Below are 15,542 nucleotides of genomic sequence, written 5' to 3' on the forward strand. Positions count from 1 at the left end.
TTTTGTTCTTTAAGGTAAAAAAATAAGCCTCAAGAGACTTTTTAATCATTTTGGAGCTCCAACTCTTTAAAATTGATTGATTAAGAAGTCTCTTCAAACTTACTACACCGGCTGCCAGCTTATATTTCTTATACTGCCGCACTGCGAAGTGGTTTGGCTTTTCCGATTCCAGTGCATCAAACATCAGGTCTACGGGATTTTTGAACTCCTCGTCATCCTCCCGGACTTCCATGGCGTTGATGAACTCGATGAGGGTGGAGAAGTTTTGCTCCTCCACCGGAGCTTCATAGTGGATATATCCGATCAATGCGCAATACAGCAATGTTTCCGCCTTGACCCAGAAATCGTCTCCGGCCTTGCCCTCGCCTTTGGTATTAGCGATTAGCGTTGTCACCAGCTTCAGAATATCCTTTTCCGAGTGGATGTCGGGTAAGAGACTGGCATTGCTGCCAGCCCCTCCCCTAAGAACCGTACGTGACAGTTTCCCGTCATACGGCTCAAGCCTATCGTAAGGCCTCGTGTAAAACGAAACCCGGCTCAAATCAAGTAGTCCGGCTCATGCAGATTTCGATGACACCAGGGATGTACCATAATAGCAGGCCACTTCCTGTTGTTTTCGGTGATAAAATGCGTCTTAAATCCTGTTTCAGATGTAATTCTTTCTCCGCATACAGGGCAGCACCGTTTTTGGTTGTTCCAAATTTTAACGAGTTTTTCTCGTCCTTTGGTGCTGTTCAGCATTCTTTCCCCGTCACGTTCCTCATAATATCCCGTCCATTTTTTATCGAATGGGTTGGCTTCGGCGGTGATTTTCTTGAATCGGATGATTTTAGTATTTGCCGCGTATTCCAGCTTGAGGTATTTTTCATCGAAATCTTTACCGCGGAAAGCAGGCTCTGCTGCAAACGTCCACGTCCGGTTATCAATATGGTGCCAATATTTGTTGGCAATCCATTTCCTACCTTTTCGTTTGTGTCTGCGGCAAGCCCACTTCCATAGGCACTCGAAAATCCTGTGGTCAACTAATCCAAAAATATCCGCAGAAACTACATAGCGGTGGTAGTTGACCCAACCGCGAATCACAGGATTTAGTTTGCGAATGAGCAAGTCCTGCGTGGCGGTTTTGTTCTCCTTAACAATAGTCCGCACTTTTTTGAGGAAAGCTTTTACTGCATTCTTTGACGGCTTTATAAGCAATTTTCCGTTGTATTTCCGAATGTTCTGCCCAAGAAAATCAAAGCCGTCGCTGATATGTGTAATCACCGTTTTTTCCTCTGAAAGTTGCAGGCCGCGTTCCGCCAGAAAGTCCTTGATAAGCGGCATAACCTCGTTACGCAAAGTTTCCGGGCTTTTCCCGGTGACGATAAAGTCGTCGGCATATCGCACGAAATTAATCTGGTCGTAGATGGTTTTACCTGCCACCGTCCGTCTCATCGGGAATCTTTCTTTTAGAATCCGCTCCAGACCGTCCAAGGTCATGTTCATCAAAACTGGCGATATTGTGCCGCCCTGTGGGGTCCCTTCCTCTGTCGGAAAGATTTTTCTGGTTTCCACAAAGCCACATTTCAGCCATTTTTCGAGCATTTCCTTGTCCATTGGGATATTTTTTCATTAACCAGCTATGACTGATATGGTCAAAGCACCCTTTAATATCTCCCTCCAAAATCCATTGAGGCGAATCGGCTCTGCACAAATCGTTAAAGCATTGCCCGATGGCATCGTGTGTGCTTCTTCCAATTCTAAAGCCGTAGGAGTTCGGGTCTGCCAGAGTTTCTGCCAATGGTTCCAGTGCAAACTTATATAATGTCTGCATGGCGCGGTCTGTCATCGTTGGAATACTCAGCGGGCGTAATTTTCCGTTTTTCTTCGGGATATACACCCGTCTGAGAGGTTGGGGCTTATAGCCCCGGCGTTTGAGTTTGTCAATCGCCTCGAATTTGCCTTTTGGCGTTTTCCATAATTCATGGTCTACACCAGCGGTATTTTTGCCTTTATTACTTGTCACACGTTTCACTGCCAATGCCTTGGCATAGAAAGAGTGCGTCAACAGCCATTGCAGAGTTTTCACTTTGCTGTAATGACCGTCTTTTTGAGCCTTTACGATACGCATTTGCAGCTTTTTAACATAGGCCTCCGCTTTCTTCCAATCAATGGATTCCCAGCTTCGTGCCCTGTCAGCAGGCGCACACAGTTTCCTGTTCATTTGCAATTCCTCCTCTCAAAAGTTCTGTAAATTCTCTCGTAAAGATAGACCTGCTGGAAGTCAGCCCGCTTTCGCGTGGGATGCTGTTTCAATCCCTATCCGTCCTCATTACAAGGTCGGCGTTCGCTTTTTCCAGCGTTCCTTACCCGCGTTTCTATCGGCTTTCCTTGCGGTCAGCTTTCCGAATATACGGAGAGAGCGCGGGCTTAACACGTTTCACGTAATCAACCGTGTAGGTTAGGTGCCGCCTATCCGCCGGCAGTCATGTTTGTCCATGTGTTCCCAGCTTACAGGAGAACATCCGACTGCACACCTTTTGGTTCAGGCCTATCAGCAACTTTAGCCTGGTTCCCGCTAACGACGTTTAACAGCGATTTACTTACATTCACCATACTACACAAGCCAAGCTCCCCAGCCGGACGTTGCTTCCAGCTTTTCGCCTCTGCCTCGAGGTTTCGGCTTAACCCTTTCGGGAGGGCTACCTTTTCTCGTCATGCTGCCTCACGGCCGTTGCCAGCCGCTTCGGTGACGATAGGCTACTGCTAATGGAATAACAGGTTCGGTCAGCGCCGAACAGTTTAATTACGCGACCTCGTGTCGCGCGTATGCAAAGGGGTTATAGTGCATGGACTTCTTGAAGTTGATGGTATTTAGAACCTTGATGCGGTAAGGCTCATAAATGACCTTGCCATGCTTATCCTTCATGGGCTTTCCGTCCTTCCCCAGCTTGGGCGCACCCCTTTGGAGCATTTTTCCGCACTCCACCAAAATGGTTCCCTTCGGGTCAGTCACGACGTAGCTGCTGTGCATCTGCATCAGATTCGGTTTGAGCCAGAAGCGGGTCTTACCGGAACCGGAGCCGCCAATCACCAGTACATTTTTGTTTCTGGCAGTCTTGGGGTCCTTGGGGCGGCTGTTCATGGTCAGGCTCTCCGTTTTCGTCAGAATCACATTGTTCTGAAATACAGGATCAACGTAAGGTGCAATATCCTCACGGGTTCCCCATGAAGCGTTTTGTCAAGTGCTTTTTTGAGTTATTGACGCAAATTATCGTGAAAGTGCGAAAGTGCAAAGTGCAAAGGGTCTGCGTTTTGCGCTTTCAGCTTGCGGGTTCGGGCGGCTGCTTCTTCTTGATGAAGTTGTACCATTGACCGCCGACACGCCTTGCGCCTAAAATGCCGCCCATGTTGCGCTTGGCGTTCTGTACCGTCCTTTCGGATATTCCGGCTTCGGCTGCGGCTTTTACAATGTCCTCGCTGGCAAGCTCTTTCCCGTCTGCAAGTAGGTCAAGTATCAGCCTTTCAGCCTGTTCGGTTTTGGTGGCGTTGTTGCCGCCCGCGCCGGACAGCAGCTCGTCGGCGGTGATGTCGTATTCGCCTACCCACGAAAAGCCCGTTTCCGGGTCAAGGCAAAAGGCAACGGGCTTGCCCTCCGGCGCAAGGGAAGATTTGTCATGGACGATAACGCGCACATTCGGCTCACGCTTCACGCGCCCGATTAAAAGCACGCTCCGGGCGGCGGCTCGGAAGTCGATAGAACCTAATCCCCGGTACGCGCTCTGTCCTCCGGCTGCTTTGTTCAAATGCCCGATAAGGATAACGGCACACCCGGTACGCTCGGCAACATCGGCAAGGCGGCGGAACATGGGGCGCACTTCGTTCGCCCGGTTCATGTCGGTTTTTTCGCCCATATACGCTTGTATGGGGTCAAGGATAATCAGACGCGCCCCGTTCTGTACGATTGCTTTCTCTATGCGCTCGTCAGATAGGGTAAGCTCCCGTTTTGCTTCATCAATCACAAGCACCCGGTCAAGGTCTGCGGCGGCTTCTATCAAGCGGGGCTTGACGGTATCTCCCAAACCGTCCTCGGCAGTCTGGTAAATCACTTGGAACGGCGGCAGGGGCTTCATGTTCGGAAGCTCCCGCCCGGTGGTGCAGGCGGCGGCAAGGCGTAGGGCAAAAGTGGTCTTGCCCTCGCCGGGATTGCCTTGCACAATGGTTACTTTCCCAAAGGGGATATACGGCTCCCATAGCCATTCAACGGTCTGTGTGTCAACCTCGCTCATGCGGATAATCTCAACGGTTTCTTCCTGCGGCGGCTCTTTCAAGCCGTAAATCGCTTCCCGGATATACTTCCCGTCCGCGATTTCTGCCCGGTGCTGCAATACCTCGTTCCAGTCCTTGTAAAGCGGCACAAGGCGGTGAACGGTCAAGCCCTCCGGCACAAACTCCGCAAGGCGGCTGCAAGCGTCGCTTCCGGCTTGGTCGCTGTCAAGGCAGAGGTAAACGGTCTTGATGTTCGAACGGTCAGAGAGGAAACGCAACAGGGCTTTTTCTCCCACGCCGCCCAATGACAAATAGCTCTGTTTCTGCCATGCCTTTTTGAACAGGCAGAGAAAAGATAACAGGTCAACCGGGGCTTCAAAGACAAAAAGCCTGTCGCCCTCGCCCCGGTAGCAGAAATTAAAGGCTTTGTCGCTGCCTTTTACATCAAGCCGGAAGTTTTCCCGCCGTTCCCTTGCTGTGGGCGTAGCGCGGTATTCCGTCCTCGTCCCGCCCCACAAATACGGCGTTGTGGTGGGCTGTGTCCTCGTAAATATCGCCGCGGGCAAAGAAAAAGCCCGTCACATCTTCATCAATGCGGCGGGCTGCTGTGAGGTAATTCCTCGCTGTTCGGTTGTCGGTGTTCCGGGGTGGTAGCCGGAAGTTGGAGAGGGGCGCGGGGCTTGGTCTGTCCGGCGGTAGGGCGGCTCCTTTCTCGCCTGTGAGAAGTTCAACAGCTTCGGTAAAGCTCTTGCTGAAAAACTCCATGACAAAATCAACGGGGCCGCCGCCTTTGCTCTGGCTGTGCCTGTACCATTTGTTTCCCCGGACGGTCAGGCTGTCGTGCCGCTTCCAGCGGTATTCATTTCCGGCACGGGTAAGCTGCTCGCCCTGTGATTGCAGGAAAGAAACAAGGTCGGCTTGGTTGGCGCGGTCTATCTGTTCTTGGGTGTAGTACATAAAAGTTCAACTCCTTTCAGCGGTCTATATCATGCCGTTTGGTGCGGCTCTGCGTCTGCTCCGGCTGGTCGGCGCGGAGTGCAATATCCACGCATTTGCGGATTTTTTGAAGCTCTGAAACATTTGTGCGGGTATCTTTCAGTTTAGTATAATCGCTGTCCCTCTGTGTTTTGAGGTCAGCATATTCCTGTTCCCATTCCGCAATAGGCAAGGTCTTTGTTCCTTTCGGCAGATTTGCATGGAGATAGCGACTTGCTGCGTTCCATAGGGTCAGCTCGGCGCGGTGGGCTTCCTCGTACTTGTCGCGCTTGTTTGTCCAGCCGTTTTGCAGCTTTTTCAGTTCATCGTGAATGGGCTTGTACTCTGTGTAGTTCTTCCCGTATTCAATTAGCTTTTGTAGCTTCTTCATGCGTTCCTCGGCGGTTTTCATTCCTGCCCGGATTGAATAGGCTCTATCACTGACAGAGGAAAGAGAAGCGTCCAGCTCGTCAAGATTAGAGATGCCATGCTCGGAGAGATAGTTGACCGCTGCCGCTATGGTTTTCAGTTCATCGGCTGTGTGCTGTTGTTGCCAACGCTGCGAATACTTCCGGCTCTTTTCTCTCTGAACGCTCAAATACTTCATCAACAGATTTGCAAGGTTGGGAGATTGCGGCGGCTGCTTCGGGGCGGTTTCCCACACTTTGAACAGGTCGGCAATCCATTCTTTGAGCTTGCTAACCTGCGCCCGGATTTCCCGTATAAGGCGGTTTGCTTTTTGGATATTTCGGTTCAGTTCGCCTTTCTCGGTGGCTACACCTTTCTTCTCCATTTGACAGGCGGCTACGCCCATATGGACGGTCGGTATTTCGTCAATGCCGCGCTCGGCGTTACTGCGGTGGTCGATACGCTCCGGGCTTCCGGCACGCTCAAGATAGTCGTTTGAAATATCAGCCCATGCCTTGCGCCAAACAAGCGCATTCTCTTGGCTGTTCCAGCCCGTGAGGTCAACCTTGTGCGTCTTATATCTGCCGCTTGGCAAGCGGATACGCTCACCGTTTTCATCAAGGTCATATTCCTTTTTGGACTTTGCCGCCCACGCGCCGCGCTCGTCAAGGGGGCGCATAGTCAGCATGATATGACAATGGGGATTGCCGCTGTCGGTGTCGTGAATGGCAAAATCCACACACATTCCTCTGGAAACAAATTGAGAGGAACAGTATTTCCGGACAAGCCGGATCTGTTCCTCTCTGGATAATTCTATGGGGAGTGCTGCGTCAATCTCACGCGCAAGCTGGGCGTTCCCGGCTTTCTCGTAAAGCTCCACGCTGTTCCACAAGGTTGAACGGTCAGAGAATGAGGGCGGCGCGAGGGGCGGCAGCATGATTTCTGTATGGACAACGCCGCCTTTGCGAGTGTAGTCATGGGTCATTCCGTCCCATTCGTTTGTCAGCTTTTCGCCGCTTCGGTAGGCGGCGGCAACGGCTGATTTGCCTTTTCCTCGGCTCACAATGCCGATGTTCCAATGGTAAATGGCTATGGGTATCACCTCCCGGATAGGATGATAAAACCCTCAAAAATGGTACAGACGCCAAAGGCGGGTGTACTGTTTTTGTGGGTGTGCAGGGATAGCCGCGAAGCGGCGCAAGGGGTGCAGCCCCTTGTTGCGGCAAAGCCGCCATATCGGAGCGCGGGGAAATCTCCCTGTGCGGAGATAAGCCCTCGGCAGAGCGCACACGCCCGTAAGGGTGTATAAGTGCGCCCTTAGTTCCTAAGGGATTTTCAGCTTGTCGTTTCCTCGGCTCGTTTTTTCAAAAACTCCTGTGCTGGCTCGCTCGTCAGGGCAAGCCGGAAAAGGTCTGCGCATCCTCGTCCGGCATGGCAATAAGCTCCGGCACAAGGCTTTCCATGAAGCCGCCGCGCTTGCAAAGCCTGTGGTTTCTCGCCTTGCGTTCCTCGACGGATAGCTTCTGCTTGATGATTTTCTCCCGGTTCTCAAGCTGCCGGATTTTCTTCTTTCCGTCCTCAATCTCGGCTTGCAGCTCCTCGCGGGTTTTCTCTCTTGGCTTTGTCATGGTTGGTCGCTCCTTTCTGCTCATAAGCATAGAAAAAGGACAGTCGATTTTCTCGGCTGCCCTTGTGGGTGGCTATTCAATTTTAGTCTGCTGTTTTCAAATATATAAAATAGCTTGCTGTTCCGCCATAGCCATTTTCAGTATTCCATTCAGCTGTTACTTCATAAATATATCCGCCCAGTTTAAGAGTGAGTACGTTTCCAACAATAGTTACATCTTCGCTGTTTGCAGCAGGCTCTCCCCAATGTTCGTCACTCCAGCACTGCACACTTAAAATTGTATCTGGGTCTTCTGTAAATCTTAATGTAGCTGTTGTTTCTGTTGTTTCAAATGGCGGGGACAACAGATCCTTGCACTCTAACGGGTGTGGGCTATCAGCTATTGTGCTTTCAGCAGTTCCGTCAATATTTGTTTTTTGCCACGAATAAGTTCCTAATACTGCACCGATAGCGGTTTCGTCACTCACAACGCTTAATGTGGGCGGTTCTTCCAAAATTATATTGGCAGTCCCAGAGTTTAGTAATTCATTTGCATAGTTGTTGAGTGCTTCACATGGCTCATATTTTGTCTTATAACCGATACCGTCAATGACAATAAATGGGTTATACGCCATAATATCTGTTTGTGTACCGTCTACCATAGTCAAGGTAAAAACAACGCCTTGTCCAGCATACTCTGTGTAAGAATTATCCTCATTATAGACAACAACATCATTCAAATATTCAACTAATTCTTGGATATTTTCAATCTCAATCGTTTTGTCTGGCGGTGTTAATAACACTTTAGCGGAAACAATCTGCGCTGCGTCCAAATCCTTATACGGTTTTTTCCCCTGTTGTGAAAAAAATACGATTACCGCGATACCTACTAAAATGATACAAGCTATTGCAATCATCAATCTCTTTTTTCTCATGGAACAAGCCTCCTGTTCTTCTCTGTTACTTGTATAGATGAAAAAATTGAAAGGAAGTTTCACTATCTATAAATATCATAGCACATGGTTATGAATAAATCCACCTCATTTCAGCCTGTCAGTGGCCTTGTTTTCTCTGGCAGACCGCCGCGCAGCTTCCCGCCGTTCCTCGTTGTATGGGGCGGTCAGACGGAAAGAGAAGCGCCCCTTTGCAATCTCAAACTCCATGCAGCCCGTTTCGGGGTCTGCGTCGGTCTGGCGGCACTGGTCGGGGTGCTGTCTGGTGTAGGCGGCAAGCCGCTTCTTTAAGTCGGTGTTGTGGGTGCGGATATGGATAAGGGGGTCTTTCTCGTCAAACCAAATATCGGTGGTCTTTTCCTGCTTCGTAAGCCCTGTTCTCATGTAAGCTCCTTTCTGCGCCCCTGTTACGCAATAGGGGCATTTTTCGGGTGTTTTTTCCGGCTCTTGACTTGGGGGAAATGAGGATTTTCAAATAGAAACCGTCCAGACAGGGAATGGTTCGTCGGGGCGGCTGTTATCGCAAGATTTCCGTTTTTTCCGGCTCTTGACCGTCAGACGCAGATAAACGCGAACTGTCGGCAAGTACCAGTTTGAGCAGCTTGTCGCGGAACGTTTCTGTGCTGCTGTGATTGAAAAACAACTCCGCAACAATGGTCTGCCCGTTCCTCTGGGTTGTGATGATACTGTCGGGGGTCTGTTCTGCCATAGGCGGCTCCTTTCTTTGGGCGCAAAAGAGGGATTTCCCGTAGTTCGGAAAATCCCTCTTGGTTGACGGTTATTCTGTTTTACTGTGTGGGCTGTGCGGCGGCAGCCTGTGCCTTTCGCCTTGCCCGGTATTCCCGCGCTTTCATGCGGTCATACTCCCGCTGCTTTTCAAGGTTTCGCGCCCGGTACTCCCTTGAATATTGCCGGTGGTATGCGCGGCTCTTTTCCTTTTTGGCTTCTTCGATTTCCTCCCGCATTTGCCGGATTTCCTGCTCGGTCGGCTCTGCAAGCTGTGTCACTTCATTCTCAAACTTGCCGATATAATTGAAATATATGCTGATGTGCTGGATTGCGTATCTCGCCCTTTTCTGGTCGCGCTCATGCACTTCAATCCGGCTGATAAACTCGTTGAGAATGGCGGGGGTCAGGTCGGTAAAGGCGGCATGGCGTTCTGTCAGCTTCAAAAACTTCTGCGCCCGTCCTCCCGCGTTCTCATAAGCGGATAGCTGCTCTTGGAGCGTGGCAAGCTCCGCTTTCAGCGCATAGTATTCTTCCGAATACTTCTGCGACATTTGCTCATAACGGTCTTGCGGGATAGTGCCGAGGGCGTTGTCCTCATAGAGCTTATTCAGCACCTTGTCAATCTGTTCAAGGCGCGTCGTGATTTGCGGAATACGCTTCTGCTGCTTTTTGGTCTGGTCGGTCTGCTGCATGGCAAGGTTCTTTTTCACTAAGGCTTCAAACTCCGCCCGATTGCTGATAGAATAGTCCTCGATTTTCTTCAGCACTTCTGCGATGGTCTGCATGAGCAAGTCCGCGTCCATGATGTGCGGGGAATTGCATTTCGGATTTCTGGCTTTCCCCTTGTGGTACTCGCTGCAATAGGCAACATGCCGCTTGCCGCCGTTTCGGTAATCTATACGAATGTGCATTTTTGCGCCGCAGTCCTTACAGAAAAGCAAGCCGGACAGAGGGTGGATTTCCCCGTCCCCGTTGGGGCGTTTGACGGGTGCGTTTTCCAAAATCCGCTGTACGGTTTCAAAATCGCTGCGGCTGATAATCGGCTCATGCACATTTTCTGTGATGTGCCACTGACTCTGGTCTACATAGTGGTTATGTTTATCTCGGAAATGCTTTGTGGTCTTGAAGTTGACCACATCGCCGCAATACTCCTGCCGTGTGAGGATATTGGTCAAGGTGACTTTGTTCCACTTGCAGCGGTTATCCTCGTTGAGCGTCTTATTTTTACAGGTTCCCCACCCGCGGTCTTTCATGTAGAAAGTGGGGGTTGGGATTTGCTCCTGTGTCAGATATATGGCGATTTGATTGCGGTTCTTCCCACCGATAAACAGACGGAAAATCAAACGGACAACCTCGGCGGCTTCTTCGTCGATTATCCAAAAATCCTTGTCGTCCGGGTCTTTGACATAGCCGTAAGGGGCTTCGGTGACAATCGGCTTTCCACTCATGCCTTTGGTCTTAATGCCCGTTTTCACTTTCTTGCTGATGTCCTTTGCGTACCACTCCGACATGATATTGATAAAGGGCGCAAACTCCAATGTGTCGGGCTTCTCGCTGTCAATGCCGTTGTTGACCGCGATAAAGCGCACATTGTTCCGTCTGAATATCTCCATAGCGTTTCCGACTTGGAGATAGTCACGCCCCCAGCGGGTAAGGTCTTTCATAATGCAGACACCGATTTTCCCGTTTTCCACATCGTCCATCATGCGGGAGTATGCGGAACGGTCAAAAAACCTGCCGCTTTCGTCATCGTCGATGTAGTGCCGGATATTCGTCAGCTTTAACTGTCTGGCGTAGCTTTCCAGAAATTTCTTCTAATTCTGTATGCTGTTGCTCTCGCCGCCGTCCCTGTCCTCGTCGCCCACGGAAAGGCGGGAGTAAAGGGCTGTAATTTTGCTATAATCAGTCATGTGCATAACCTCCTGTGCGTCCATGTATGTGTCATTTACACTTAAAATTATGCACTCCAGCGGGCCGAACCATATTCCAAACCATGTCGATATTTCTTGGCGTTCTTGCTTTTAAGATACACCGCCAGCCTCAGACTGCCTCCACAACACAGCCCTACCAACAAGTCCAATGGATGCAGGCTTGGCCAGAAACTTTCCAGCGCCCCAGGCAGAACCGCAATCAGCGAAAGAAACTTTTCTGAAGCATCCGCCCCTTTTGCCATTCGCCATGCCTCTCCAAAATTGGTAGCAAACAGTCCCATCAGGATATACGGCATATTCAGCAAAATGAGCTTTTTGATGTCCAATGTCTTTTTCATCGTTCCAGCTCCTTTCGCTTGGTGCGATCCACCACAGCATTTTTAACCATCTCTTTGAACTGGTTAAGTTTTGCCAGTACGGACGAGCGCTCTGTTTTCGTTGCCTTTTTGACCTTTTTGTTGGTGTACTCTGTAAAAGCTGCTGTCAGAGTATCTGCATCACGGCCTTTGAAAAAAATTAGGTACTTTGGCGGAGAACTGCTGCGGTCCTTTTTCACCGCATAATCCACACCATATTTCCGGGCGATTTTCTCAAACTCCTTGATAGAGGGGTCTGTGATCTCAATGTTGGATATTCCCTGATTCTGCCCGACAAGCTGCTTCACAGTCTGTTTTCCATGCGGAACAACCGGCGCATCACGGCTTCTCTGTTTTTCCAGCTTCTTTTCCTTTCGATGTGCCATGTACTTGCTTATGGCAGCCTTAAACATTCTGCCGGTAAACTTTGTTCCACTGACAACCAGCGTCAAAGTTCTGTTTTCCACTTCTTCCTGCATTTTCTCGCCTCCTTTCCACGAAGTTTGCAGGGAATCTCTTTTTTTGCTAAGGCGGAACCACCAGCCGCCGCAGAAGATAACGCTTCATACCGCCCTCCTTAGCGTAACTGGTCAGAATGGTCATAGTGCAGATTGCCCTGGCGTACCTTTGCGTGGCTCAAAATCTTAATCTGCCCCTTTTCCTGACTATCCAGTGCTTTTTCATAACCGGTATCCGACAGGAACAGGCGGGTTCGTTCGCCTTTCCAGCCAACAGGAGAATCGTTCGTCAGCACATCAAAAATAATCATGTGCCGGGTGTCCTCCGCAAAACGCTGGAGGTCCATATATCCATGACCATGATAATTCTGCGCTCCTGCCTTTGCCCGCATTTCTTCCATCAGCTGCCCTATGGTCTTTCCCTCAGACATCATGCTTGCTCCTTTCTCCCGGCAGTTCCGGGCAATAAAAAAGCGACCATTTACCAGCCGCCATACAGATCGTGATTTACTTGTGAGGTGTAATGATTGCTTATCGTGGTCGGTGCATTGAACAGAACGGTCAGAAGATACTGCTTCATGTTACGAATTTCCGTGGTGTTCTTCTGTAAACAGTCCATGACAAACTCAATGTGCGAGTTATCCAGCTTCAAGAATCTGGAACGAACGATTTCATGCGGAAAATCACTTCCTGCAATACGGGTGGTCTTTCGCTTTGCACAGACCGTTTCCACGATTAGCTCCACAATCTCATCCAAATCCTCCCGATAAGTTTCATACTGCTGACACAGGTATTCATACCCGATATTCTCCTGAATCAATTCCCGATAACTCTCTATCTCTGTGAGTGACATCGCATCCCTTCCTTTCCGTTCCGGCAGACAATCTGCCGCGCAATCCCGGAAGGGAATGGAATCGGTACTTGATCCATAAATATTTTGTTTTTGAGTATTTGATTTCTCTATATTTAATTCTGCGGGCTTTTCCGTATCCGGTTTATCCATATACGGGTTTTCCGTATCTGGTGAATCCGTATCCGGTTTTCTAGCTGTGGCTGCTCGTATATAACATACTCTGTATCGCTGATGCGTCCCTGCCGGTCACGCAGCTTGTGCCGCACAATGTAACCGGCAGCCTCCAATTCCCGCAACGCAGCGCCTATGGCATCCACGCCCTCCTTACAGATCTTTGCAAGACCACGGGTGGTGTAATTCCAGTCCTCTGGCAAAGATAACATCATGGAAAGCAGTCCCTTGGCTTTTAACGACAGGTTTGCATTTCGTAAATGATGATTGCTCATCACGGTATAATCACGGGTCCGTTCAATGCGAAAAACGGCCATCGACCTCACTCCTTCCGAATTTTGGGTACAAAAAAACCGCAATCCTCATTCCAAAGAATTGCGGTGTTCAACACTTTTCAAATTTTCTTGCATAGAACCAAAACAGCGGCTTTCGAGGACGCGCCTCTGTAAATGGCTCCTCCTGGGCGAAAGGAAGTGTTTGCATCACTCGGTCAATATCCGTTGATTCCATGTCATGCTGAGATTTGCAATCTTCCCGGATTGCTTCTTGAATTTCCTTTACCGTACACATAGTCATTCCTTTCCTTTCGTTGTATGGGTTTATGAGCGGCGGCGTTTTCCCGGTTTGAAATCGAGGATATGTCCCTCAATCACACGAGCGTAACGCTTGATCTTAATCTCCCGACGCTGCTGGCTTTGCAGAGCAGCCTGATACCCGTCCTCGGTCAAAAACAGCCGCATTTCCTCTCCGGGGCTGCCGTAAGCTGTGCTGGGACGCAGGACGGAAAACTCAATCATCCAGCGGGTGTTATCCCAAAACCTCTCTACGGCGAGAATGTTATGTCCTTTCAGCTCACGGGCTGAAATATCCATCATAGGCGGCTCCTTTCATCGTTCCTGGTCTCTCTGACGCTTTTTCTGCCATGCCTCCAGCAACTTGATGATGGTTTCCTGCATCCGCTGGGGCGTATAGCTTTTAGGGAAATACTTCCGCAAGGTGTCAGAGGTAAATGTCACTCGGTCCAGATCGCTTTTCTTTTCCTCACCCATGATGACACGCATCATATCGAGGGTCAGATGCCCCTCCTGACTGTATTTCTTGAGCCGCTGGGCTTGAGAAAGAGAAGGGGTAGCCTGTTCGCTGTCCATCGCGTCCAACAGGTCTACCTGTTCCTCCTTTTTGAGAAAGGACAGCTCATAGGCAGGGTTCAGGGCAATCTTCTTTTCATCCACCATATCCATCAATTCAGGAATCAGCTCTGTCAGACGGATATAGCGCTGAACTTGATTTCTGCTTGAACCAGCCTGCTGAGCCAATATTTCATCGGCTCTCAACTTCGTCCCAACTTGGGACGAAGTTAAATCAACTCGCTCTCCCTGATGTTTCATGGCATCCAGCTTCATCTTGTAGGCAAATGCTCTTTCACTGGGGAGCAGACTTTCTCGTTGCAGGTTGCTGTCAACCATAATGATCGTGGCGGCATCATCATCCAAATCCCGAACAATGACCGGCATGGTCTCCTTTTCTGCCAGCTCACTGGCTCTGTGCCGCCTGTGTCCGGCTACCAGCTCATAACCGCCCTCCGGGTCCGGTCGAGCAATCGCCGGAACCAGAACGCCATACTGCTTGATACTGTCTGCGGTCTCCATCATGGCTTCGTCATCCTTGACTTTGAATGGATGCCCTTTGAACGGGTGCAGTTCCGACAGCGGGATTTCTACTACTTTTTCTCTCTGAGCATCGGCACGGCTCTCCTCCGTAGAAAACAGATCATCTACCGATGCCAGTTCTACTTTTTTCGCGCTGCTTTTCAAGTTTCAACACCTCCTTCGTCAGATTTCGATACCCCTCTGCCACCTTACCGCCAGGGTCATGGACGAAAATGCTTTTTCCCTCTGCGCTAATTTCCTTTGCACGGACAGAGTGTGGAATCTCCGTTCCAAAGACTTTGATTTTACTTCCATAGGTGTCCCGCAGCAAAGCAGCAATCTCTTTGGCAAAGTTGGTGCGGTTATCCACCATCGTCAGCAGGATACCGTCAATCTGGAGCTTTGGATTGATCTGCCGTTTTACCTTGCTGACCGTAGATAAAAGCTGTTCCAGTCCTTTGGCGGGCAGATACTCTGCCTGAACGGGAATTATGATCCTGTTCGCAGCAGCCAGCGCATTGACTGTAAGCATCCCCAACGAGGGCTGACAGTCAATCAGGATATGGGAATATTGTCCCTTCAGTGTGTCCAGATATTGCCGTAAAACCGTTTCACGGCTCATGGCGTTTACCAGAGAAACCTCCATACCGGAAAGCTGAATATCCGCAGGCATCAGGTCAACGCCTTCTGCATGATGCAGAATACCTTCTCCGGGGCGTATAGGCTGATCCATCAGAATTTTGCCCATTGCATCCGACAGTGTAAATGGCAGCTTGTCCGGTTGCGGATTTCCCAAGCTGATTGTCAGACTTCCTTGTGGGTCCCCGTCGATTAGAAGCACTTTCTTTCCGGCCTGTGCCAGACCTATTCCCAAGTTCGCACAGGTTGTTGTTTTGCCAACGCCGCCTTTCTGGTTGGCGATGGCGATGATTTGTGTGTTCATGACTTCACCTCATTTCTAATTGTTGCTGTTGTTTCTGGAAATAGAAAAAGCCGCCACTTCAAAATCATAAAGTGACGGCCCTTTCTAATGCCGGAATCTCTGAAACAAAAAAGCACCCAGTTATTTGTTACTGAGTGCCTGCATTAGAATCGTATTTAATTGTTCAGATTTGGTCAGATTATGCCAAACCCTCCAGCGAAAAATCCGGTGTCTGAGACTGCCAAACCCTCCAGCGAAAAATCCGGTGTCTGAGACTGCCAAG

General features: G+C 49.8%; 12 protein-coding genes and 7 pseudogenes. All 19 read right to left on the minus strand.

Annotation, left to right across the window (positions count from 1 at the left end; genetic code table 11):
• Positions 1-79: 79 nt before the first annotated feature.
• Positions 80-424: pseudogene (locus DW965_RS17360) on the minus strand (type IV secretory system conjugative DNA transfer family protein); the annotation flags it as partial.
• Positions 425-537: 113 nt separating this feature from the next.
• Entirely contained in the window at positions 538-1,263 is a 726-nt protein-coding gene (locus tag DW965_RS22720) for a group II intron maturase-specific domain-containing protein (RefSeq protein ID WP_243004538.1), read from the minus strand.
• A 12-nt stretch (positions 1,264-1,275) separates the two neighbouring features.
• Positions 1,276-2,203 (minus strand): annotated as a pseudogene (locus tag DW965_RS22725) (reverse transcriptase domain-containing protein); the annotation flags it as partial.
• Positions 2,204-2,794: 591 nt separating this feature from the next.
• Positions 2,795-3,217, minus strand: a pseudogene (locus tag DW965_RS17370) (type IV secretory system conjugative DNA transfer family protein); the annotation flags it as partial.
• Between the two features lie 85 nt (positions 3,218-3,302).
• Positions 3,303-5,205: pseudogene (locus tag DW965_RS17375) on the minus strand (AAA family ATPase).
• A 16-nt stretch (positions 5,206-5,221) separates the two neighbouring features.
• Positions 5,222-6,733 carry a MobQ family relaxase gene (gene mobQ, locus DW965_RS17380; protein ID WP_117760459.1) on the minus strand — a complete coding sequence of 504 codons (1,512 nt, stop codon included), beginning with the start codon at positions 6,731-6,733 and terminating at the stop codon, positions 5,222-5,224.
• A gap of 289 nt (positions 6,734-7,022) precedes the next feature.
• Positions 7,023-7,259, minus strand: coding sequence for a DUF3847 domain-containing protein (locus tag DW965_RS17385; RefSeq protein ID WP_330421259.1), 237 nt, complete (start codon positions 7,257-7,259; stop codon positions 7,023-7,025).
• Between the two features lie 82 nt (positions 7,260-7,341).
• Positions 7,342-8,172 (minus strand): hypothetical protein, encoded by an 831-nt coding sequence (locus DW965_RS20250; RefSeq protein WP_070103256.1) that lies wholly within the window; start codon positions 8,170-8,172, stop codon positions 7,342-7,344.
• Between the two features lie 105 nt (positions 8,173-8,277).
• The gene (locus tag DW965_RS17395; protein ID WP_055228716.1) at positions 8,278-8,574 is read right to left on the minus strand and encodes a hypothetical protein; all 297 of its coding nucleotides are present in this window, start codon (positions 8,572-8,574) and stop codon (positions 8,278-8,280) included.
• A 133-nt stretch (positions 8,575-8,707) separates the two neighbouring features.
• On the minus strand, positions 8,708-8,899 hold the full coding sequence (locus DW965_RS17400) for a transposon-encoded TnpW family protein (RefSeq protein ID WP_006060444.1): 192 nt from the start codon (positions 8,897-8,899) through the stop codon (positions 8,708-8,710).
• Between the two features lie 79 nt (positions 8,900-8,978).
• A pseudogene (locus DW965_RS17405) lies at positions 8,979-10,829 on the minus strand (recombinase family protein).
• A gap of 56 nt (positions 10,830-10,885) precedes the next feature.
• Positions 10,886-11,188 (minus strand): annotated as a pseudogene (locus DW965_RS17410) (recombinase); the annotation flags it as partial.
• The gene (locus DW965_RS17415; RefSeq protein ID WP_117760461.1) at positions 11,185-11,685 is read right to left on the minus strand and encodes a PcfB family protein; all 501 of its coding nucleotides are present in this window, start codon (positions 11,683-11,685) and stop codon (positions 11,185-11,187) included. The gene DW965_RS17415 and the pseudogene DW965_RS17410, both read right to left, overlap by 4 nt.
• 98 nt (positions 11,686-11,783) lie before the next feature.
• Positions 11,784-12,095, minus strand: coding sequence for a DUF5720 family protein (locus DW965_RS17420; RefSeq protein ID WP_044024580.1), 312 nt, complete (start codon positions 12,093-12,095; stop codon positions 11,784-11,786).
• 50 nt (positions 12,096-12,145) lie between these two features.
• A pseudogene (locus DW965_RS17425) lies at positions 12,146-13,005 on the minus strand (DUF6017 domain-containing protein).
• 67 nt (positions 13,006-13,072) lie between these two features.
• Positions 13,073-13,264, minus strand: a complete 192-nt coding sequence (locus DW965_RS17430) for a hypothetical protein (protein ID WP_007886609.1) — start codon at positions 13,262-13,264, stop codon at positions 13,073-13,075.
• A gap of 23 nt (positions 13,265-13,287) precedes the next feature.
• Positions 13,288-13,563: a DUF5720 family protein gene (locus DW965_RS17435; protein WP_005335947.1), complete on the minus strand. Its 276-nt coding sequence runs from the start codon at positions 13,561-13,563 to the stop codon at positions 13,288-13,290.
• Positions 13,564-13,575: 12 nt separating this feature from the next.
• Positions 13,576-14,502: a ParB/RepB/Spo0J family partition protein gene (locus DW965_RS17440; RefSeq protein ID WP_055290218.1), complete on the minus strand. Its 927-nt coding sequence runs from the start codon at positions 14,500-14,502 to the stop codon at positions 13,576-13,578.
• Entirely contained in the window at positions 14,459-15,280 is an 822-nt protein-coding gene (locus tag DW965_RS17445; RefSeq protein WP_055228680.1) for a ParA family protein, read from the minus strand. The genes DW965_RS17440 and DW965_RS17445 overlap by 44 nt, the downstream gene beginning before the upstream one ends.
• Positions 15,281-15,542 lie beyond the last annotated feature (262 nt).

Origin of the sequence: Blautia sp. AM47-4 (assembly GCF_003479865.1) — a bacterium.
Classification (GTDB): Bacteria; Bacillota; Clostridia; order Lachnospirales; family Lachnospiraceae; genus Fusicatenibacter; species Fusicatenibacter saccharivorans.

What these genes read in the sequence shown, in the direction of transcription:
- DW965_RS17385 (WP_330421259.1), bottom strand. Translation starts at nt 7,259, where the DNA reads ATGACAAAGCCAAGAGAGAAAACCCGCGAGGAGCTGCAAGCCGAGATT.
- DW965_RS20250 (WP_070103256.1), bottom strand. Translation starts at nt 8,172, where the DNA reads ATGAGAAAAAAGAGATTGATGATTGCAATAGCTTGTATCATTTTAGTA.
- DW965_RS17395 (WP_055228716.1), bottom strand. Translation starts at nt 8,574, where the DNA reads ATGAGAACAGGGCTTACGAAGCAGGAAAAGACCACCGATATTTGGTTT.
- DW965_RS17400 (WP_006060444.1), bottom strand. Translation starts at nt 8,899, where the DNA reads ATGGCAGAACAGACCCCCGACAGTATCATCACAACCCAGAGGAACGGG.
- DW965_RS17415 (WP_117760461.1), bottom strand. Translation starts at nt 11,685, where the DNA reads ATGCAGGAAGAAGTGGAAAACAGAACTTTGACGCTGGTTGTCAGTGGA.
- DW965_RS17420 (WP_044024580.1), bottom strand. Translation starts at nt 12,095, where the DNA reads ATGTCTGAGGGAAAGACCATAGGGCAGCTGATGGAAGAAATGCGGGCA.
- DW965_RS17430 (WP_007886609.1), bottom strand. Translation starts at nt 13,264, where the DNA reads ATGACTATGTGTACGGTAAAGGAAATTCAAGAAGCAATCCGGGAAGAT.
- DW965_RS17435 (WP_005335947.1), bottom strand. Translation starts at nt 13,563, where the DNA reads ATGATGGATATTTCAGCCCGTGAGCTGAAAGGACATAACATTCTCGCC.
- DW965_RS17445 (WP_055228680.1), bottom strand. Translation starts at nt 15,280, where the DNA reads ATGAACACACAAATCATCGCCATCGCCAACCAGAAAGGCGGCGTTGGC.